This window comes from Streptomyces sp. NPDC033270, assembly GCF_055576575.1.
Genome location: NZ_JBVIRA010000001.1, coordinates 693,337 through 713,346, shown reverse-complemented (window position 1 = coordinate 713,346; position 20,010 = coordinate 693,337). Strand labels below are relative to the sequence as shown.

Sequence of the window (20,010 nt, the reverse complement as noted above, 5' to 3'; positions counted from 1 at the left end):
GACGGACAGGATGCGAGTGCGAGCGTTGAGGCATCAGAGTCGGCCGCGGGCCTGGCGGATCATCGCGTGCGCCGGGCAGGCGGGCATGATCGCGGCGCTGCCGGCACCGGTCGCTTCCGCTGCGCTGAGCACGGGCGGCGCGGTCGCCACCGGGACCGAGGCGGAGCACGCCCGCCAGCCAGCCGAGCTGGGCGTACCGGCGCCCGACCTGGTGCTGGCGCTGCCGCACCGGCCCGAGGGAGCGGTGCGGGTCGTCCGGGCGCTTGCGCGCGAGCCGGACGTACGAGCGGTGTGGTCGGCTGAGACGACGGGGGATCTGTGGCTGCGCTCTCGCGACGGCCGGGCCGAGCTGGTCGAGGTGCGGCTGCGAGGCACGGACAAGGACCGTAAACACGCGGCGCCCGAGGTGGTGGCCGCCGCCCGGTCAGCCGTACCCGGGCTGCGAGTCGAGCCCAGCGACGAGGCGTGGGCCGACCGCACGGTCGACGAAACGGTGGCACGTGACCTGCGCCGCGCCGAACTCCTCGCGGCACCGGCACTGTTCGTGATCCTGGCCCTCGCCTCCGGTTCCCTGGTCTCCGCCGCGCTTCCCGTCCTGGTAGTCGGCCTCGCCCTGGGCTGCACCGCCCCTCTCCTGGGTCTGCTGGCGCGGGCCGGGGACATGCCGCGGCCCGCGGTGAACGCCGCTTCGGCTATCGGACTCGGCCTCGCCGTCGACTACATCACTGATACCGCTGACGCCGTTACGGGCGCCCTGCCGTGGTACCTCACCGCGCTGGGTGTGGGACTCGCGCTCCCGCCCGGCGCCTTCACCCACAGCGCGGTCGCGCAGCTGAAGGCGCTGACCGTGGCGGCCGTCAGTCTCGGAGCGAGCCTCGGGGACCCTCGTCCTGATCTTCCAGGAGGGCCATGGCCGCGCCCTGCTGGGCGGCTTCACGGTGACACACGCCCTCGATGGCTCGTCCCTGCTGTTCGCCCTGATCATCACCCTGGCTCTGTCGGTGGACTACGAGGTGTTCCTGCTGGGCCGGATTCGCAAGGAGTACGTGCGCTCCGGAGACAACCGCACCGCGATCGTCGACGGCATCGGCCGCACCGGCAGCCTGATGACGTCCGCCCGACTGGCCGTCGCGGTCTCCACGGCGGCCATGGGCACCTCGGACGTGGCCCTGCTCAAACTCATCGGCATCGGCATCGGCATCGGCATCGGCGTGGCGCTGGGCGCGCTCGTGGACGCCGTACTCGTACGCGGTGGGCTGGTGCCCGCCGTCATGACAGCACTCGGCCCGGCAACTGGTGGGTTCCCTCGGTCCGCATGTCGGCCGCACGGAAGCTGACCGCACACCCGGAAAAGAGCGAAGGGTAATCGATGAGGGAGCCGACGCGAGAATCCACCAGCCAGACCACACACCGCCACGCACGACCGCCGCAAGGCCCCTCGCCCGCTCCGCGGATCAGGGCGATCAGGACGGCGTTCCCGCCGTACCGCTACCCCCAGCACGAGATCATGGCCACGCTGGCGCGCACCACGCTCATGAACTCCGCGACCGGCGTCCTGATGCTGCGGAAGATCGAGGCCAACGCGGGCGTGGCCACGCGCCATCTGTCCCTGCCCCTGGGCAAGCTCGTCGAACTGGCCGATCTCGACGACTTCACACAGACCAACGAGGTATGGCTGCAAACCGCCCTGGAGCTCGGCGAGCAGGCCCTGACCGGAGCCCTGAGCGAGGCCGGGGTACGTCCTGGGGACGTCGATGCAGTCATCAGCACCACCGTGACGGGTCTGGCCGTACCCTCGCTGGAAGCACGTCTGGCCCAGCGGACGGGATTGCGGCCGGACATCAGACGCATCCCGCTGTTCGGCAACGGCTGCGCCGGGGGAGCCGCGGGTCTCGCCCTGCTCCGCGACTACCTGAGCGCGCACCCGGACCAGATCGCCGTCCTGCTGGCAGTGGAGCTCTGCTCCCTGGCCTACCAGCAGAAGGACGGATCGATGGCGAACATCGTCGCCGGCAGCCTGTTCGGCGACGGCGCGGCGGTCGTGGTGGCGGCGGGCGGCCACCGGGCAGGCGAGCATCAGGGGCCACAACTAGTGGACGGCGCGAGCTGGTTGGTGCCTGACAGTGACAATGCGCTCGGCTGGGCGATCGGCTCCCACGGCTTCCGGATCCGTCTGGCGCCGGAGGTGCCCGCGCTCACCGAGGAACACCTGCCCCAAGCCGTGCACTCCTTCCTCTCCCGGCATGCGCTGACGACCGACCGGATCGGCAGCTGGATCATCCACGGCGGCGGGCCGAAGGTGCTCACCGCGGTGGAACGGGCTCTGGGCCTCGCGCCGGATGCCACCGTACTCACCCGCCGCTCCATGGCCGACCGGGGCAATCTCTCGTCCGTGTCAGTCCTCGACGTCCTGGACACCGCGATGGGAAGCCCGCCCCCGGCCGGCACTCATGGGCTCGTCGCAGCCATGGGCCCCGGATTCGCTGTCGAACTCGTTCTCGTCCGCTGGTGATCGGCCGCGGGCTACTGAAAAGCGATGCCATCATGACCGACGCGGGCTTCACCGCCCTCCCCACCTGGCTGCTGATGCTCATTCCCGTGGTGGTCGCCCGAGCGCCTGCTGGAAGTGGCTGTGGGGCGACGGAACACCCGCTGGGCGATGGCATCTGGCAGTGTGGAGTTCGGTCGCGGCCACTACCCCAACGTCGCTTCCGTTGAGTGATCGGGCTTTGACCCTGAATCCTGGACACGGGTTATGCGGCTGGTGACAGCGTGGTTGATGTTGTTCCGGACGCTGTCTCGTGGGCGATCGGGCTGCGTTGCCCGAGGCGGGAGTGACGGCGGCGGGTGTTGTAGCGGTGCAGCCAGCGGAACGCGTCGAGGCGGACCTCGCGCTCGCTGGACCAGCTCTTTCGGCCCTGGAGCGTCTCGCGTTCGAACGTCGCGTTGAAGGACTCGGCGAGTGCGTTGTCCGCGCTGGAGCCGATCGCGCTCATGGACTGGCGGACGCCGGCTCTGCGGCAGGCATCGGCGAACGCCCGGCTGGTGTACTGGGCGCCGTGGTCGGTGTGCATGACTGCGCCGGTGAGGCTGCCGCGGCATTGCTCGGCGGCAGCCAGGGCGTCGGTGACGAGTTCGGTGCGCATGTGATCCGCGATCGCCCAACCGGCCAGGTCGACGTTAGGGGTCCGGGCATAGCGGCGGACCGCACAGTAGTCGAGGTCGAGGTCGCGGCTGATGCCTCGGAGCGAGCGTCCTTCGGCGAGGAGAGCCTGGACGGCGCGGTGCCGTTCGCAGATGGTGGTGACGATGCGGCGGGGCCGCCCGCGGACGTCGAGCATTGCGTCCGGCTCGGCCGGTGGCTCGGGTTCTTCCAGCGGGTTGGCCGATGCGTGGGCGGTGCGGATACAGCTGTAATGGGCGGTGAGAGTCTTCTCCACGGCTTTCGTCAGGTTATTCCAGAGGTGCCATGCGTCCGCGACCTGTGTCGCTTGCGGGGCTGCTTGCTTGGCGGCCTCCGCGTAGGCCGATGCCCGGTCCCGGCACACGATCTCCACTTCCGGGTGGCCGGTGAGCCATTGTGCTGCCGGCTCGGCTTCTCTGCCGGCTAGGACGTCGATCGGCCTGCGGGCTTCGAGGTCGACCAGCAATGTGGCGTAGTAGGTGCGTCCCTTGCGGAAGGCGAACTCATCTACGCCCAGCACCCGCGGCGAACGTTCCGGCACCACAGGCGCTTCGAGCAGTTCCAGCAGCTTGCTGCGGCCGGCTGCCAGACGGAGCTGTCGACAAAGACGTTCACCGGCCCGGCCGTCGAGCTCGACGGCGACCGCGTGCAGCCACTGCTTGGTGCCGATACTGGAACGTCGATAGCGTTCGCTCAGCCCGCTGACCTGTTCGACGACGGTCTTCCTCTGACAGGAGGAACGGTCGCAGAAGAAGCGCCGTACCCGGAGCCTGACATGTAACTTGCGCCCTGTCAGAGGGCGTTCGGCCAGACCGCGCTCATACGAGGAGTGCACACGACGCGCTTTTGCCCAGCACCCCGGACAACGGGGCGCTGGGCCGCACGCCGCTGCCGACACCTCCAACGCGTCCGCGGTGAACGCGACCCGCTCCAACCGCACATCGATCCCGGGGAACAGCACATCTCCAATCGTCTTGATCACCACGGTGCACGAGACCGTGGTGAAACGGTTCGTCGTTCCCCGCGCTGACCTGGAGCTTCACGGAACTCCGGTCAGAGCCAATTTCAAAGATCCCTATCACCGTGGGCGCATGCCGATGCGTACTCGGCAGTGTTCGACGAGCCCGTCTGCCGGTGCGCGCCGGCGCGGGCATGAGGGTGCGGCACTGTCCCCGTCCTCCAGCGCCTGTCGGGCTGCCTTGACGGCGCGTTCCCACTTCCAGTTGGGCCCCGTGCTGTGCCGCGAGCTCCGCACTGACGTCGCTTAGTCGCCCGCCGATCTGCTCCTGATAGGTCGGGCGGTGGTGATGGACCCTGCCGTCGTCGGCGCGCGTGTGCGGCCTGGAATGGGCCGCTGCTTCCGAAGACGCTGGTGTTATCCCCCACGCGGCGCTCTACAGAGTCCTGCAGGTCCCCGCGGCGGAAGGAGGAATCTGCCTGCCCGTAGCCCTCGACCGTCCCGACCGGCTCCGCGAAGCGTCCCGGGTTGGCTGACAGGTACTTGCGAAGGACCGATGGCCAGGAGGTGCGGAACAGCTGCGCGGCATCGTTGATCGAGACCGAGTCGCCAGCGTCGCCGTCGTACAGCACCGGATCCGTGAGGAGAACCTTCTTCCACTTGCGTTTGCTCGAGTGCCGCTCCGGGGTATCCACCCCGCCCTCGCAACGATCGGTGACCCCTGAACATCTGACCTGCCTGAGAAAGGCTCACACGGGGCATCACAGCAGGTCATGCCCCTTGACAAGAGGCCGAGGGATTCCGACTTCCCTCCGTACGTTGCCCTAGTGCCTGTTGTTGGTTGGTTGGGTGTGGGCGTTGTGGTGTCGGGCGGGGCCGGTCGCTGCGCTGTGCCGGTTATAGCTGCACCGGGCCGGTCAGCCGGTGCGGGTGTGCGGGTGCGGGTGTGCGGGTGCGGCCCGTCCGCTGATGCGTCCCATGCTTCTGTTGGGACCCATCGGCGACTTCCGCTAGGGCGTGTCCGACGGGTCGCGTGACACAGCACCGACCATCGACGTCCCGGACGAGGCCTGATCCCCCTCGCCCTCGCCCTCGGCCCGACCCACCCGCTGTCGAGCAGAACGGTCCACTCCCCCGCACCGTTCGGCATCCGACCTGTCCCCTAGGAGATGGGCATTCGGCATCCCCTAGGGACCCCGAGGGGGTTTTCCCCCGTTGCGGCCCGGGGGGTCGCTCCATGGCCCAGCGGAGCGGCCGACGGGCATGATCCATCCATGACTTCACGGCGAACAAAGGTCCGGATTCTGGCTGGTGCGGCGGCCCTCGGCAGTGCGTCCGCCCTGCTGGCTTCGGTCTCGGCGACGGCCGGCTCCCACAGCGAGCGGGCACAAGGCGGGGCCGTCGTCTCCGTCCAACAAGCGGCCGACCTCACAGCGGAGGAAGTGGCCGGGGAACTCCGGGGAAAGATCGACTCGTCCCAGGTCCGCTACGGCGTGACCGCCTATCGGGTCACCTACCGCACCACTGACAGCGCGGGCGCCCCCACGACCGCGAGCCAGCTCGTCGTCCTGCCCAAGAACGGGGCGCACCACCTGTCCACCGTCTCCTGGCTGCACGGCACCACCGTCTACCGCAAGGACGTCGCCTCGGAGAATCCGAAGTCGAACGACCGGCTCGTCGCCCTGCTGTTCGCCTCGACCGGCCGGGCCGTTTCGGCGCCCGACTACGTGGGCCTCGGCTCGGGCGAAGGCTTCCACCCCTACGGTGACCCTCGGGCCACCGTCGCGGCCTCGGTGGACGGCCTGCGCGCAGCCCGGACCTTCGCTCACCGGAACGGCCGGGAGCTGAAGCGGAAGGTTCAGGTCAGCGGGTTCTCGCAGGGTGGCCCCGCGACCATGCTGGTAGGCCGGGCACTTCAGCAGAAGGGTTCCGACCGCTACTTCCAGCTGGGGGCACTCGCCCCGGTCAGCGGCCCCTACAACCTCTCGGCCTTCGAGGCCGCCGCGGCCGACGACAAGATCGTCAAATCCGGCCTCTACCTCGCCTACTTCGTCACCGCCTGGAACAAGATGTACGGCCTTTACACATCACCCGGCGACGTCTTCCGCTCCCCCTACGACAGCAAGGTGGAGGGCCTCTTCGACGGCCATCACACCACCGGGCAGATCGCCGGCGAACTCCCGGCGGCCTCCAAGGACCTGTTCACCGAGGACTTCCTGAACAAGATCCGCAAGCCCGACGGCGTCCTGAAGGACAAGCTGCGCCCGATGGACAACACGTGCGACTGGCGCCCGAACGTACCGGTGGAGATCTTCCACGGCCGGGGCGACAAGGACGTCGACTTCAGTCACGCGGCTTACTGTGCCGAGCAGTTGACGAGGAACGGCGCCACACACCGGCTGATCGACGTCGGCGACTACGACCACAACGGAACGGTGCGACAAGCCCTGCCCCGGATCGTCAGGTTCTTCGACGAGTCGGCGAGGACCGACTGAAGCGCGCCACCGGCAACGGCTGGTCGAGCGGCGCGGTGCACCCGACCTCGCCGTTCGTCGCCCGTCGGACACGCCCTAGGCCTCTGCGTGTTCACGTGAGAGCGCGCTCCGGTAGACAAGCCGCCTCGGTTCAGCGCACCTTCCAGCGCGCCGTGCAGGAAGACCTCTACCCGTTCCTTCAGGTCAAAGTGCCCGGACTCACCACCATCAGCTTTGAGGACAACGGAGAGCCTCAAGGGGGACTCCCCGAGCCGGGGAGCGAGTACGAAGAGGAGTGGAGCGAGTACGAGAAGGAGCAGTTCGAGTACGAGCACGAGGAGAGGGGTGAGTGGGTTGAGTACTTTCTCGTCAACGCGTTCGCGCAGACAGCGGCAGAATGCTCCGACGACATCGAGGTAACGATCGACTGGGCACGCCTTGCGCTCCCCGAGCTGGCGCAGCCCGTGCTGCCGGAGGGCAAGGGCGTCTTCGTCCGGCAGGACGAGCGGGGAGAGCGATGGAAGGAAGCCGTCGCGGTCGAGGGTGAGATCGGTCCGGACGACGACCCCGAGGAGCTGCTCGAGGCGCGCGGCCGATACCTCGCGTATGGCTACAACTCCATGTTCCTGTGAGCGGCTTGGACTGACGCGTTCGGCGGTGCACGGATGGAGGCTGTGCGGGCGGCCGCAGTGGGACGGCGTGAGCCGAACGAGACGACCAGGCGTAGGCTCTCCTCGCCGCATCCGGCGGCAACCACCTTGGTCGACGCCCTGGAGCAGCGTACTGTCGGACTCCGCGCGCAGAACTGCGTTCCGTGTGTGACTGAGTCCTTGAATTGGCCCGTGAGCGGTGGAGTTGGCCCGCCTGAGTGCCGAATGTGGCCCGCAGGGTAGCGGTTGACGCTCTCACCTGCGGCCGGTGGCCTCGTGCCAGTCCAGCGGCACCGTCCAGGGCCGGGCGGGTTTGGCGTGGGCGCCGTGGTAGTCCTCGCTGAACCGTTCGGCCTGCACCGGCCCCGGCCTGGCGGCCTGGCCGGTTTCCTGGATCACGGTGGCGGAGGCCCGTGGTAAACGGGAGCCAGGGTGCGCCCGGCCCACCACGGAGGCTCATGGCGGCGGCTTCGTCGCAGTTGTACCAGCCCGGGCCGAACCATCCCCAACAGGGCTCCGCTCCCTACGTCCCGGCCTACACCACACCGTGACCACACAGGCCCGAAGCCCTTGACTACACGGCCTTGGCCTTTACGCGAGTGGCCCCGTGGCATCCGGCCACGGAGCCTCCGCAAAAACCTGTTGGCGGACCACGGCGACCACTGCTAATTTTCCGGAGGCCGTGCGAGAGAACGAGGAGGTGGTACCCGTGAACGCAGTATCGACATGGGTGCTCCCCTCCGGGGTCACGGTCGGGCGATAGGTCGTCCGGGAGCGCCGTTCACGAGCACTCCCGAAAGGCACGACCATGCAATTCACTTCCGAACAGCGCCTCGACGACGGCGTCCTCGAGCGCGAATTCACCCTCGGCGAGATCCCCGGCACCCTGTGGACACCCGAATCCGCCGCACCGACTCCGCTTATCCTGATGGCCCACAACAACGGCCTGCCCAAGGCGCAACCCCGGCTGGTGGCCCGGGCCCGGCATACCGCGGCGCACGGCTACGCGGTGGCTACCATCGACGCCGCAGGGTGTGGTGATCGGCCCCGTTCCGCCGCCGACGAGCAGGCCCGCGCCGACCTCCGCCGAGCGATGCAGGCCGGCGAGCCGGTAGACGAGATCTTCGAGTCCTTCATCGGCCCGCTGGTCGAAAACGCGGTCCCAGAATGGCAGACCACCCTGGACGCCCTTCTTTCGCTGCCCGAGATCGGCGGCCCGGTCGGGTACTCGGGGTGGATGGCCCTCGGCATCCACCTTGCGGTGGTCGAGCCACGCATCGCGGCCGCCGGTTTCTTCGCCGGGGGTTTCGTGCCCCGCGCCCAGCGCGAGGAGGCCCGGCAGGTCACCGTTCCGCTGCTGGTCCTGCTGCAGTGGGATGACGAGGGGAATCCCCGGCAGCGGGCCCTGGACCTGTTCGACGCCTTCGGCACCAAGGAGAAGACGCTGCACGCCAATATGGGCGGGCACACCGGCACCCCGTGGTTCGAGGCGGAGGACGGGGACCGGTTCTTCGGCCGACACCTCATGTAAGGCCGGGCCGCCAGGCCGGCAGCAGACACTAGGCGGTGTCAGCCAGGATGCCGCCATCGAGGACAGGTCCCGGCCTCCTCGATGGCGGTGGCCGGCAGATTCGAGCCGCACCCGGAAACTTCTCCGTGGAAGCGCCCACCATCACACCATCGCACCTCAGCAGCGCCTTCTCGCCGACGCCGAGAGCAGCGCGGGCCAAGTCAGGCCCTGGTTCCGGCAGATGTACCAGACCGCCCCTTCTAAAGCAGCCGAGGAAGGTGCCGCCCTGGTCATCGAGGCGCACACGCCCCCTCAGCAGCCCGGCAGCAAACAGCGCGAGCTACGGCCTCCTCGGATCGATGCTGTTGCAGCACTGGCGGAGTTCAGCTACGGCCTCTCCTCCCCCGCACGGAGCAAGGTCGCTGAGACCGTGGGCCTTGCCGACTCAAAGCCCTGGCACGAAGGCCGAACCGGGCCCGGAGCCGAACGACCGTGGCCGGCACAGTGCATGCGCCCCAGGGCCTGGCCCTGGGAAGGGGCCGCGCGTACCAATACCGGGAGGCGATGGGCTGTTGCCAGACCACTGGTGACTCACTTGGCCGGTGGGCACGAGGCTCGGCAAGGCCGAGCACCTCGGCAGGCGAGCCGATTGGGCACGGTCCTGGCGGGAGGGCATTCGGGCATCGTCCTCACCTCAGACCATGGTTCCCCCGCCCGGCCCTGATGATCAACATTGGTAGCCTGCCGGGATGACTACGACCTTCGACGAAGCCGTCCGCGCCCGGCTGCAAGCCCCCAACATCTGGTACGTCGGCACCGTGTTCGCCGACGGGGCGCCGCAGGTCAGCCCGATGTGGGTGGATCTGGAGGGAGAGGGGGAGTTGACGTTCAACACCTCGGTCGGCCGCGTGAAGGAGGAGAACCTGCGTCGCGACCCCCGCGTCTATCTCTCCCACGCCGACGCGGCCGATCCGTTCGACCGAGTGCAGATCAGCGGCGAAGTGGCCCGCTTCATCGAGGGCGAGGAGGCGCACGACCGAATGGACCGGCTGGCGCGCAAGTACCTGGGCAGCGAGCGCTTCGAGTGGCTCATGCCGGGGGAACAGCGGGTCGCGGTGATCGTGCGCCCGGTCAAGGTCCGGCACATCGTCGGGGTGGAGCGTTTTCGGCCCGGCGGCCCCCGCCCCGCTGCCTGATCGTCGTCGGCACTGCATTTCCCCGGCAGGAGGAAGGGCAGTCACTGGCAGCCACTACCCTGCCCGCCAGCTCAAGCGATGGTGGTCGGGTGGCCGGAGACCGTTGCTGGTCTCCGGCCACCCGACCGCATCTTGTGCCGAAGCGCGACGGACGTCACCGTCGCTGTCGTCCGACCTGGGGCTGCCCACCGCCCGAAGCAGAGCAGCTGTCACCGACGAGGCGGCCTCATGGTCACCCAAGCCCCGTTCGGCAGCCGCCAGCCGCCCGAGGGCCGAGGGTCGAGGGTCGAAGGCCGAGGGTCAAGGGCCGAGGAGCAGAATCAGGATCGGCGAGGTCCCAGGTCGCTCAGGGGTGCATGCGCGCGCCCTTGAGGACCTTGTCCACCGCGTTGCGCGGCCCGTGAACGGCGATCCCCACTAGATCGAGCTGATCCTTGCCCACGGCCCGTACAGCCGCCCTGTTGTCCCTGTCGTTGCCCGTGTGGAACAGGTCCGAGGTGAACACGGCCCTTGGCAGTGAGCGGGACAGCGCACGGGCGTGCGCGGTGGTCAGCATCTCCTTCGTACCCTCGAAGACCAGCACGGGCTGGCGAAACATCGGCAGGTACACGGTGCCGTCGGCGTCCTCGTACGGCTCGCCGACCAGTTCGGGCGACGCCGTGCCAAGCCCACTGACCAGGAAGGCGGTCACGTTCAGCCGCTGCCACGGCTCAAGGTCCTCGCGCAGCAGGACGGCGATCTTGGTGTCGAAGCGGACAGGCGCGTTCTCGTACCCCGCACCGGTCTCGACCCCGGCCTTGGTCTCATGCTCGGTTCTCATGCTTCAAGACTCCAGAGTGCACGTGTTCTGCGTCTTGTACGTTCTTTGCGTGACGTCCCGGCAAGAAGTCTCCGCTTGGCGCCCGCCGGTGGCGGGGGTCGTGGAGGTCTTCCACGCCCACTTCACCGAGCACGCCTACCCCATGCACGTCCATGACGCGTGGACACTGCTGATCGTCGACGATGGCGCGGTCCGCTACGACCTGGACCGCCACGAGCGCGGCACGCCGAGCGACACCGTGAGCCTGCTCCCACCACAGGTCCCGCACAACGGCTCACCCGCCACCCCTCACGGCTGTCGCAAGCGCGTGCTCTACCTCGACATGACGCAGCTGGACGAGAGCTTCATCGGACCGGCGGTGGACAGTCCGGACCTCACCGATCCCGTCCTGCGCAGACGCATCGGACAACTGCACACGGCCCTCGGCAGCCGGGGCGACGAGTTCGAGGCGGAAAGCCGTCTGGCTCTCATCGGCGAGCACCTGCGCGAGCACCTGCGTCCAGGGCCGGCCGTCGTCGACGCGCGGCCCGACCACGGTGTCGCCCGGAACCTGCGTGACCTCCTTGACGAGCGGCTGCTCGGAGTCGTCACCCTGGAAGAGGCCGCGCGCCTGGTCCACGCCCATCCCACCCATCTCGTACGTGCCTTCAGCGGCGCCTTCGGCATCGCCCCCCACCAGTACGTGGTCTCCCGCCGCGTCGACCTGGCCCGCCGCCTACTGCTCGACGGACGGCCGCCGGGCGAGGTCGCGACCGCCGCCGGGTTCTACGACCAGTCCCACCTCAACCGGCACTTCAAGCGGGTCGTGGGCGTCACGCCGGGCCAATACGCCCGCAGCGGTGCTGCCGACTGAGCGGCCGCCCGCCCACCACCGCCTGCTTCGCAGCAGAGGCGGCGCCCGCCTCGCCCGGCGGCGGTGGCTAGCCAGGAGCCGATCACTCGACCGTCACGAGGCCCCACACCCAGATGGGCCGACGACACGGGACGCCAGAAGAAGACGAAGGAACGGCCGGTCCGGGCGCCTGGGTAGGGCTACGCCGCGCACAGTGGGTTGACCGCGGTCGTGTGCACCTTCGCGATGATGGGTGTAGCTGGCTGGTGCCGTTGCATGGTGCCGGCGTCATCCAGATGACGCCGGTTACCGCATGCGCGCTGCGCGGGACGGCCCGCCGATCTTGGCGGACGCTACGGCGCTATAGCCGTGGCTGTCGAGGCAGAAGCCGTCTGACTCGACCGCGGCAGGGTCACGAGGCTGCGGTGGTGGGGTGGTTGCCGAGGGCGGCTAGGAGGGTGCGGAGGTGGTCGGCCTCCGGGATCAGGGTGGCCTCGATCTCGTCGTCGGAGTGGCCGGCCAGGGTGAGTTCCTGGATGCGTCGGAACAGCAGACGGTCCGCTGCGGCGATCAGGGCCGCGGCGGCCCGGGGCGCGATGGCCGGGACGGGATCCTGGGTGACGGCGGCCAGGGCCGTGGCAAGCGACTCCTCTCGCTGCTCGTGCAGTTCGCGCAGCCGGGCGCTGAGGGTAGGGCTGTCGGCGACCATGCGGGCGAACGCGGAGCCGGTGAAGCCGACGACGGGGCTGTGTTCCAGCAGGGCGGCGCGAAACGTCCGTTCCAGGGCGGTGAGCGGCTCTTCGCCGGGCTCTCGCTCGGCGACGGCTTGGGCCAGGCCCTGGGTGAACGCCTCGTGGTGGTCGAGGGCCAGGTCTTCCTTGCGGGGGAAGTAGTTGGTGACCGTCTTCTTGGCGACGCGGGCTGCGGTGGCGATCTCGGTGATCGTGGTCTGCTCGAAGCCCTGCGCGATGAAGAGCCTGGTGGCGCAGTCGGAGATCAGCTGCCTGGTCTCCTGCTTCTTGGACTCGCGGAGCCCCATCTCAGTACCCATGGATCAATCTTACACCCGTAGCAAAAATATGCTTGACCTACCCACTCCTCTCTGGCTAAAGTTACGACCGTTGTAAAGTTCGCCCGAACGAAGGGACCGGGATGCGCAAGCTCACCTACTTCATCGGCACCACCATCGACGGCTTCATCGCCGCCCCGACGGCCGCTTCGACTTCTTCATGCCGCACCTCGCCGAGGACTTCGCCCCACACCTGATCGCCAAGTACACGAACGCCCTCCCGACACCAGCCGCGTGGCCGTCGGAGTCGCGGACGCACCCAACAGCGGTCACACCCAACACTCGCTTCGACACCGTGCTTATGGACCGCGGCACCTACTCCCCCGGACCGACTGCCGACCTCACCAGCCCGTACGCCCACCTGCGGCAGATCGCTCTTTCCCACTCGCTCACCACCAGCCGGACCCGGCCGTCGAGCTCACCGCGGAGGACCCGGTGACGCTGGTCCGCCGGCTCAAGCAAGAACGGGCTCGGTAGCCGGCTCTGCGGTGGCGCCGACCTGGCCGGCCAACTCCTGCCCGAGATCGACGAGCTGACCATCAAGCAGTACTCGATCGTGGCAGGCTCCGGCATCCCGCTCTTCCCCGCCGACTTCTCGCCGCGCTTCTTCAGGCTCACCGACAGCCCCGTGGTCGAGGCTGGGAACCTCATCCTCACCTACGCAAAGACGGCCGACCAGCAGCGCACCCGCTCCCCACCTGCCCCGCACCCGCCCCGCACCCCCATCAGATTCACCACCCGAACCTGCCAGGAGCCACCTTGCGCGTCACCACCTCCACCCTGTCCCTCACCGTCGCCGACGTGGACACCTCCCGCGACTTCTTCTGCGTCCACCTCGGCTATCAGGTCGCCATGGCCGCGGACGGCTTCGCGTCCCTGACCCGGGGCGATGACGCCGCGGCCGACATCGTGCTGCTGCGCAGCGGTACCGAGGTCCTCCCGCCAGAGCAGCGCGACCAGCAGGCCACGGGTCTGATCCTCGCGCTCACCGTCACCGGCATCGAGGCCGAGGAGCAGCGCCTGCGCGAAGCGGGCGCCCCCATCACCATGCCGTTGCGCGAAGAGCCCTGGGGCGAGCGGCTGTTCCAGCTCACCGACCCGAACGGAATCGTTGTCCAACTCGTCGAATGGGCCACCCCCGACGAGCCGGCGCATCCCGAGAAGCCCGAGAAGCCCATCGTGCACGTGATCAGCCCCGCCGCCGAGAACGTCACCGAGTCCCCGAACGCTCGTATGACCGGTCTGGCCGCTCCCAGCCGGGGCAGCACGGAGCTGAGCACCTGGACCGTCGCGATGGAGGTCGGCCAGAGCGGCCCCGAGCACGTCATCAGCCGCGAACAGGTCTGGACGGTGACCGCCGGCGCCCTCGAAGTCACCTGCGACGGCCGCAGCGAGAAGATCACGGCCGGGCAGACCTTCGTCCTCCCGCCGGACGTGCTCCGCCAGGTCCACGCCCCGCAGGCGGCCGAGGCACACGTCGCCATGCGCGCGGACGGCGTGGCCTCCGTCCCCGGCACCGAGGGCACCCGCGTCCTGCCCTGGGCCCAGTGACAGCATCGCGCAGGACGAATCCCACCCCTCGTAATCCTTCTCGTAACGGAGTCACCTTGTCCGTACGCATCACCGCCCTGACCGACCCCGCGGAGACCTCCGCCGGCCACCGCCTGGTCTGGCTGGCCTCCGACCCCGAGGGCCACCCCGTCGGGTCCGCCTTCCTGCGCCTGTTCACCAAGGACGGACAGCGTCACCTCGCCGAGCTGGATGTTCAGGTCCACCCGGCCGAACGGCGCCGGCGGGCGGGCTCCCTCCTGCTCGCCGCGGCCGTCGCCGCCGCCCGCGAGGACGGCCGGCGTGCCGTCATATCCCAGGCCGAATCCGACTCTCCCGGCGCCGGCTTCCTCCTCGCCTCCGGATTCCGCGCAGTGCTGAGCCTGACCTATGCCCGCCTCCCGCTGGCCGACGCGGACCTTGCCGCGCTCACCGCCGTCGCGGAGAACCCGCATGGCGGCTACCGGCTGGCGGCGTGGGAGGGAATGGTGCCCGACGAACTCGCCGACACCTTTGTGGCATCGCGTCGCGCCATGGACGACATGCCGATGGGCACCGTCGACTACGGCACCGTCGTCTGGGACCTCGATCGGGTACGAGCAGCGGCCTCGGCCGTCGCAGCACGCGGGGACGTGCTCCACACCGTGGCGGCCGTCGACCAGTCGGACGGCTCCATCGCCGGATTCACCGAACTCGTGGTCCCTGGCAGCGGGACGGGCGACGCCCAGCACTATGGCACGGCGGTGCTGCCCGAACACCGAGGCCGCGGCCTCGCCCGATGGATGAAGGCCGCCTCGATCGTCCAGGCTCGTGAACGCCACCCCCGCCTCGGCGGCCTGCTGACCGACACTGCCGACAACAACCCGTACATGCGGCGCGTCAACGACGAACTCGGGTACCTCCCGACGCACACGGCCTACGAGTACCAACTCGACCTGTAGACGAACTACGCAGCGGCCTTACACGCCCGGCACAAGCGTGAAGCCCCTGGTAGGACAGGCCTCACCACAAGGTCATGTCCGTAGCTACCAGGGGCTTCACGTTGATTACCTATGCTGCCACGCTTGACGTCCCGGGCCACATCGTCGAGTTCCTCGCCCGCATCCTGGCCGCCCACCACCGGCAGCTGCGCACCCCGCACCGCTCTCGATCGCTCGGCCCCTTCCGTCAGTCCGTGCCAGGCAGCTTCCGACGGGTCATGGGTTACTGGCTCGTGCATGTGTCGTTCCGGCACGTGTGGAGCGGGGTGCTCTCTCGGACGCGGAGTGGGCTCGGTTGAAGCCGCACCTGCCGACGAACGCGGGTCGGGGCGGACGTTGGAAGAGCCACCGGAGGGTGATCAACGGTATTTTCTTCCGCCAGCGGGCCGGTATCCCGTGGCGGGATCTGCAAACGCGGTTCGGTAGGTGGAAGACGGTGTACGACCGGCATCGCCGCTGGTCGGCGGACGGTAGATGGGAGAGGGTCCTGCGGGCGGTCCAAGCCGGCGCCCACCCCCGGAGGGCCGGATCGACTGGAGCATGGCCAGCGTGGACTCCACGTCCTGCCGGGCTTACCAGCACGCCGCTGGCGCCCGCACGCGTGCACCGTGCATCCCTGGGCGGCGTGGCCAGCCTGCTCAGCACCGGGACGACGAGGCCCTGGGGCGCTCCCGAGGCGGGCTGGCCTGCAAGATTCATCTGGCGAGCGACGGTGGCTTGCGTCCCCTCGCATTTGTCATTACGCCTGGTCAGTGGGATGACGCCGCGCAGCTGATCCCGGTTCTGGAGCGTGTTCGCGTGCCCCGTTCGGCAGGAGGGCACCCGCACACGCAGATTTTCCGCTCCGTGGCTACCCGCTTTGACAAGCGAGCCTACGTTTTTCACGGCACCGTCACCCTCGCCGCTGTACGGCTCCGGGCCCGCTCATGACTCACCCGGAAGTCCATAGCGCTTACCGGTGACACACTCCTGCTCTGGGGCTGATAGGGCAACTCAACTCGTCCCAGTGGCCTCAGCACTTGCAGCAGTCGCCCTATGGCGTGTCCGACGGATCGCGTGACCGAACCGCGCTGACGTCGTCCCGCCCAACGTGGGGCGAGGTGATCTGTCAGATCGGGAGTAAGAGCGACCGAGGACAGCTGTCGTCGGTGTGATGACCGTGCGGGCTCTTGCGTGTGGGTCGGGATGCTTATCGCGTGCGTACCCCGTCGATGGCGAGGGCGAGTAGTTGGTCTGCCTCGGCCTGGCCGTCGGGCTCCTGCTCGGTGGCCAGGGCGATGGCGCTGACGAGTTTGAGTAGTTGAGTGGTGGTGACCTCGGGGCGTACGGCGTGCACTTGGCGCGCGCGTGCGAGGAGTGCGTCGCCGGCGTTGACGATCATGGTGTGGCAGGTGCTTCCCAGGGTCGGATCCCCACCACGGGCACCGTGCATAAGTGATGCCCCCAGGCCCCGGTTGGCTACGGCGTGTGCGCCAACGGCGCGGAGCCAGGCGACGAGCGCGGCTTCGGGATCGGGATCGGAGATCAGGTCTTGCGCCTTGGCGCAGAGCGCCTCCACTCGCCCCTTGAAGACGGTCTCCAGGAGTGCCTGCCGGGTCGGAAAGTGTCGGTGCAGGGTGGCGGAGCCGACTCCCGCGTGGCGGGCGATCTGCTCCAGGGAGGCTTCGGCGCCGTGTTCAGCGATGACGATTCCGGCGGCGGCCACGATCCGGTCGTAGTTGCGGCGCGCATCGGCGCGCATCGGCTGCGGAGGCGGGGCGGCGGCGTCCTTGGGCACGGGAACTCCTGGCGGCTTGCTAACCGGGGTGGTCCTCCATATCGTAGCGAACGAGAAACGGGGGGCCACCCCAGTTACGGGGGGCCTCTGTCGCCATGGGTGAAACAAGGGGAGAGACCGTGGAGTCGACAGGAAAGACCGTCGTCGTGGTAGGGGCGACCGGCCTGCAGGGCAGGGCGGTGACGCGACATCTGCTCAGTAGCGGCTGGCAGGTTCGTGCACTGACCCGCGATCCGCTCGGGCCCTCGGCCGTGGCACTGGCGAGCGCCGGCGCGCAGGTCGTACGCGCGGAGATGGAAGACCTCGCCTCCCTGGAGGCTGCCGCCGACGGCGCTTACGGCATGTTCAGCGTCCAGCCCACGGTCGGCTCCCCCGGCACCGCGCCGGACTTCACCGCCGACGACGAGGTCCGCTGGGGGATGAACGTCGCCAAGGCCGCACACACCGCCGGCGTCTCACACTTCGTCTTCACCTCCGTTGCCGGCGCGGACCGCCACGGCACCGAGGCGCTGCCCCAGAACCTGGTCAGCAAGTGGCGGATCGAGCAACGCATCGCCGAACTCGGCCTGCCCGCGACGATCCTGCGGCCGGTGTCGTTCATGGAGAACTTCACCGGCGGTTACGCCCTGCAGGACGGGGCGCTGGCCACCGCCATCGCCCCCGACACTCCCCAGCAGATCATGGCCGTGGACGACGTCGGCTTCGTCACCGCACTGGCGTTCTCCCGACCCGAGGACTGGATCGGCCGGGCGATCACGCTGGCCGCGGACGAACTGACGCCGGTCCAGATCGCTGCGGCCATCGAGAAGACGCTCGGGCACCCGCTGCCCTACGCCCAGATCCCGATCGAAGCGATCCGGGCCGTCAGCGAGGACTTCGCGTTCGCCATGGAGTGGCTCAACGAACGCGGCTACCGCGCGGACATCCCCGCCACCCGGCGCATCCATCCCACGGCGATGGACTTCCCCACTTGGTTGGAGCACACCGGCGCAGCCCAGATCGCCGCGTTCCTGGCCGCCCGGCACACCACGGAGCAGCACGCGTGAGCGCCCGTAGGCCCGACCTCGGACGCGTCGGGATCTGGGCGGGTGACAACGACAACTACCCCGCAGCCGATCTGCGCGCTGCCGCCGCGGCGGTCGAAGACCTCGGCTACGGCACCCTGTGGTTCCCCGAGACCGCCGGGCGAGAGGCCATGGCACAGGCCGCGATCCTGTTGTCGACCACCCGGCGGATCACGGTGGCCGCCGGCATGGCGGACATCTACGCACGCGACGCGGTGACGACCGCCGCCGCCCAGCGCACCCTGGAGGAGGCGTTCCCCGAACGGTTCCTGCTCGGCCTGTGGGAGAGTCACCCCAGCCTCGCCGAAACCGTCCGCGGTCACCGCTTCCGGCCCCCGTCGGCCACCATGCGCTCCTACCTCGACGCACTGGACGCCGCCCCGTTCGGGCCGCCCGCCACAACGGCCTCGCCGCACCACGTACTGACAGCCCTGGACCCGGGCATGCTCTCGCTCGCTGCCGAACACACCTGGGGCGCCAACGTGTTGGGCATGCCCGTCGAGTACACCCGCAGGGCGCGGGCGGTGCTCGGCCCCGACGCACTGCTGGCCGTCACCCAACTCTGCGTGCTCAGCTCCGACCGCTCCCGGACAGCCGAGCTGGCCCGAGCCACGGCAGCGGCCGCCTTGCCCAACCGCCAAACGCTGCTGCGCGACTTGGGACACCAGGACGTGGACGTGCTCGGCGAGCGGCTCGTGGACGCGATCGTGGCCCACGGCCACGCCGAGGCCATCGCCCACCGCGTACACGAACACCTCGACGCCGGAGCCGACCACGTCAGCCTCCACCTCCTCACCGCCACGCCTCACACCCCACCCGTGCGGCAGTGGGAGCAACTGGCCGCGCACCTCCCGACCTGACCAGGCGTCTGCAGGTGGGAGCCGCCGCAAGAACACGGCTCCCACGCAGGCAGGCCAATGCCGACGGCGTTTCGGCCCGCTCCACGCCGTAGCCGGCACGTTCATTCGAGGGGCAAGGCGCAGCCCCGATGCCGGCCGCGCCTGCCGCGCGCTGATTCGGCGAGCCAGAGACCTCTGCCGGTGGCCGATCCACCCAACCACACGCCGGCTGAGATGGCCCTATCCTCGGTCGCTCTAAGGCCCGGGGTTGAGCCGCACGTGCCCGGCTATGGCTTCGGTGAAGGCCTGCCGGGCTCGGCTGGGGCCCTACTTGCCGAAAAACGTCGGCCGGGGCGGACGCTGGAAGAACATCGTCAGGTGATCAACGGAGCCTGTTACGGCTGAGGACCGGCATCCCGTGGCGCGATCTCCCGACGCGATTCGGGAAGTGGAAGACGGTACATGACAGCCATCGCCGCTGGTCGGCAGACGGTACATGGGACAGGGTCCTGCGAGCCGTCCAGGCCGATGCTGACGCGCAAGGCCGCATCGATTGGTCGATGGTGAGCGTGGACTCCACCGTGTGCCGTGCTCACCAGCACGCTGCGGGCGCACTACAGCAGGCGCCTCGAAGAGGCGGCAAGCGCACGCGGCCCCCACCCAGCACCGTCCAGATGAAGCCCTCAGCCGTTCACGCGGCGGGCCGACGACGAAGATCCACCTGACGCCTGGCTGGTGAGGGTGGGTTGCGGCCGTTGGCCCGGCTCGTGCCCCCCGGTCAATGGGGCGACGCCCCGCAGATGATCGCGGTCCTGGAACGCATTCGCGTGCCCCATCCGGCCGGCGGCCATCCCCGCACTCGGCCGGACCATCTCAGTGGCGACAAAGCTCACTCATCGCGCCGCAACTGCCGTTACCTGCGGCGTCGGCAGATCCCGCATACCATTCCCGAACGCCGCGACCAGCACTGGGAGCCGGTCACCGACGGGCAGACCACTCGCGGTGATCTTGCAGCCGGGTAACACGGCCTAGCTCCTACCCGGTGCTCACCCGTACGGGCGATTACAACGAGTAGCCCGGTGGCAGCAAACTCGGGATAGGACGGTGCT

Annotated in this window: 15 protein-coding genes and 5 pseudogenes; 14 read left to right on the top strand and 6 right to left on the bottom strand. The window is 69.1% G+C overall.

Annotated features, from left to right (window positions below; all coding sequences use genetic code 11):
* Window positions 1-10: 10 nt before the first annotated feature.
* The 3 genes and pseudogenes from ACZ5XZ_RS03320 to ACZ5XZ_RS03310 form a co-directional block, all read left to right on the top strand.
* A pseudogene (locus ACZ5XZ_RS03320) lies at window positions 11-709 on the top strand (MMPL family transporter); the annotation flags it as partial.
* A 229-nt stretch (window positions 710-938) separates the two neighbouring features.
* Complete coding sequence (locus ACZ5XZ_RS03315) at window positions 939-1,337, top strand: MMPL family transporter (protein WP_468974073.1); 399 nt, start codon at window positions 939-941, stop codon at window positions 1,335-1,337.
* Between the two features lie 32 nt (window positions 1,338-1,369).
* A complete protein-coding gene (locus ACZ5XZ_RS03310; RefSeq protein WP_468974071.1) occupies window positions 1,370-2,512 on the top strand; it encodes a type III polyketide synthase in 1,143 nt (380 codons plus the stop codon).
* A 241-nt stretch (window positions 2,513-2,753) separates the two neighbouring features.
* Here ACZ5XZ_RS03310 and ACZ5XZ_RS03305 read toward each other — a convergent pair.
* Both ACZ5XZ_RS03305 and ACZ5XZ_RS03300 read right to left on the bottom strand, forming a co-directional pair.
* Window positions 2,754-3,173, bottom strand: a pseudogene (locus ACZ5XZ_RS03305) (transposase); the annotation flags it as partial.
* Between the two features lie 231 nt (window positions 3,174-3,404).
* Window positions 3,405-4,082, bottom strand: a pseudogene (locus tag ACZ5XZ_RS03300) (ISL3 family transposase); the annotation flags it as partial.
* A 1,334-nt stretch (window positions 4,083-5,416) separates the two neighbouring features.
* Here ACZ5XZ_RS03300 and ACZ5XZ_RS03295 point away from each other — a divergent pair.
* Both ACZ5XZ_RS03295 and ACZ5XZ_RS03290 read left to right on the top strand, forming a co-directional pair.
* On the top strand, window positions 5,417-6,637 hold the full coding sequence (locus ACZ5XZ_RS03295) for a lipase family protein (RefSeq protein ID WP_468974069.1): 1,221 nt from the start codon (window positions 5,417-5,419) through the stop codon (window positions 6,635-6,637).
* 152 nt (window positions 6,638-6,789) lie between these two features.
* Entirely contained in the window at window positions 6,790-7,248 is a 459-nt protein-coding gene (locus ACZ5XZ_RS03290; protein WP_468974067.1) for a hypothetical protein, read from the top strand.
* Window positions 7,249-7,521: 273 nt separating this feature from the next.
* Here ACZ5XZ_RS03290 and ACZ5XZ_RS03285 read toward each other — a convergent pair whose 3' ends face one another.
* Window positions 7,522-7,665, bottom strand: a complete 144-nt coding sequence (locus ACZ5XZ_RS03285) for a hypothetical protein (protein WP_468974065.1) — start codon at window positions 7,663-7,665, stop codon at window positions 7,522-7,524.
* Between the two features lie 409 nt (window positions 7,666-8,074).
* On the opposite strand from ACZ5XZ_RS03285, the gene ACZ5XZ_RS03280 reads away from it, so the two are divergent.
* Window positions 8,075-8,797: a dienelactone hydrolase family protein gene (locus ACZ5XZ_RS03280; protein WP_468974063.1), complete on the top strand. Its 723-nt coding sequence runs from the start codon at window positions 8,075-8,077 to the stop codon at window positions 8,795-8,797.
* Between the two features lie 728 nt (window positions 8,798-9,525).
* Window positions 9,526-9,972 carry a TIGR03618 family F420-dependent PPOX class oxidoreductase gene (locus ACZ5XZ_RS03275; protein WP_468974061.1) on the top strand — a complete coding sequence of 149 codons (447 nt, stop codon included), beginning with the start codon at window positions 9,526-9,528 and terminating at the stop codon, window positions 9,970-9,972.
* Between the two features lie 346 nt (window positions 9,973-10,318).
* On the opposite strand, the gene ACZ5XZ_RS03270 is transcribed toward ACZ5XZ_RS03275, so the two are convergent.
* Window positions 10,319-10,792, bottom strand: a complete 474-nt coding sequence (locus ACZ5XZ_RS03270) for a DUF2000 family protein (protein ID WP_468974059.1) — start codon at window positions 10,790-10,792, stop codon at window positions 10,319-10,321.
* A 34-nt stretch (window positions 10,793-10,826) separates the two neighbouring features.
* On the opposite strand from ACZ5XZ_RS03270, the gene ACZ5XZ_RS03265 reads away from it, so the two are divergent.
* Entirely contained in the window at window positions 10,827-11,645 is an 819-nt protein-coding gene (locus ACZ5XZ_RS03265; RefSeq protein WP_468974180.1) for a helix-turn-helix transcriptional regulator, read from the top strand.
* A 391-nt stretch (window positions 11,646-12,036) separates the two neighbouring features.
* Here ACZ5XZ_RS03265 and ACZ5XZ_RS03260 read toward each other — a convergent pair whose 3' ends face one another.
* Window positions 12,037-12,663: a TetR/AcrR family transcriptional regulator gene (locus ACZ5XZ_RS03260; RefSeq protein ID WP_468974178.1), complete on the bottom strand. Its 627-nt coding sequence runs from the start codon at window positions 12,661-12,663 to the stop codon at window positions 12,037-12,039.
* A 789-nt stretch (window positions 12,664-13,452) separates the two neighbouring features.
* Here ACZ5XZ_RS03260 and ACZ5XZ_RS03255 point away from each other — a divergent pair.
* From ACZ5XZ_RS03255 to ACZ5XZ_RS03245, 3 genes and pseudogenes are all read left to right on the top strand, one after another.
* Window positions 13,453-14,244, top strand: a complete 792-nt coding sequence (locus tag ACZ5XZ_RS03255; protein ID WP_468974057.1) for a VOC family protein — start codon at window positions 13,453-13,455, stop codon at window positions 14,242-14,244.
* A 56-nt stretch (window positions 14,245-14,300) separates the two neighbouring features.
* Window positions 14,301-15,182 carry a GNAT family N-acetyltransferase gene (locus ACZ5XZ_RS03250; RefSeq protein WP_468974055.1) on the top strand — a complete coding sequence of 294 codons (882 nt, stop codon included), beginning with the start codon at window positions 14,301-14,303 and terminating at the stop codon, window positions 15,180-15,182.
* Window positions 15,183-15,477: 295 nt separating this feature from the next.
* Window positions 15,478-16,151 (top strand): annotated as a pseudogene (locus ACZ5XZ_RS03245) (IS5 family transposase).
* Between the two features lie 259 nt (window positions 16,152-16,410).
* Here ACZ5XZ_RS03245 and ACZ5XZ_RS03240 read toward each other — a convergent pair.
* A complete protein-coding gene (locus ACZ5XZ_RS03240) occupies window positions 16,411-16,998 on the bottom strand; it encodes a TetR/AcrR family transcriptional regulator (RefSeq protein WP_468974053.1) in 588 nt (195 codons plus the stop codon).
* Window positions 16,999-17,117: 119 nt separating this feature from the next.
* Here ACZ5XZ_RS03240 and ACZ5XZ_RS03235 point away from each other — a divergent pair, with 119 nt between their 5' ends.
* From ACZ5XZ_RS03235 to ACZ5XZ_RS03225, 3 genes and pseudogenes are all read left to right on the top strand, one after another.
* Entirely contained in the window at window positions 17,118-18,044 is a 927-nt protein-coding gene (locus ACZ5XZ_RS03235) for an NmrA/HSCARG family protein (protein ID WP_468974051.1), read from the top strand.
* Window positions 18,041-18,922, top strand: coding sequence for a TIGR03620 family F420-dependent LLM class oxidoreductase (locus tag ACZ5XZ_RS03230; protein ID WP_468974049.1), 882 nt, complete (start codon window positions 18,041-18,043; stop codon window positions 18,920-18,922). Before ACZ5XZ_RS03235 ends, ACZ5XZ_RS03230 begins: the two co-directional genes overlap by 4 nt.
* Window positions 18,923-19,190: 268 nt before the next feature.
* Window positions 19,191-19,866 (top strand): annotated as a pseudogene (locus ACZ5XZ_RS03225) (IS5 family transposase); the annotation flags it as partial.
* Window positions 19,867-20,010 lie beyond the last annotated feature (144 nt).

Bases quoted from the DNA above. Each gene is read 5' to 3' on its own strand.
- ACZ5XZ_RS03310 (WP_468974071.1), top strand. From the start codon at position 1,370: ATGAGGGAGCCGACGCGAGAATCCACCAGCCAGACCACACACCGCCAC.
- ACZ5XZ_RS03295 (WP_468974069.1), top strand. From the start codon at position 5,417: ATGACTTCACGGCGAACAAAGGTCCGGATTCTGGCTGGTGCGGCGGCC.
- ACZ5XZ_RS03280 (WP_468974063.1), top strand. From the start codon at position 8,075: ATGCAATTCACTTCCGAACAGCGCCTCGACGACGGCGTCCTCGAGCGC.
- ACZ5XZ_RS03275 (WP_468974061.1), top strand. From the start codon at position 9,526: ATGACTACGACCTTCGACGAAGCCGTCCGCGCCCGGCTGCAAGCCCCC.
- ACZ5XZ_RS03270 (WP_468974059.1), bottom strand. From the start codon at position 10,792: ATGAGAACCGAGCATGAGACCAAGGCCGGGGTCGAGACCGGTGCGGGG.
- ACZ5XZ_RS03260 (WP_468974178.1), bottom strand. From the start codon at position 12,663: ATGGGGCTCCGCGAGTCCAAGAAGCAGGAGACCAGGCAGCTGATCTCC.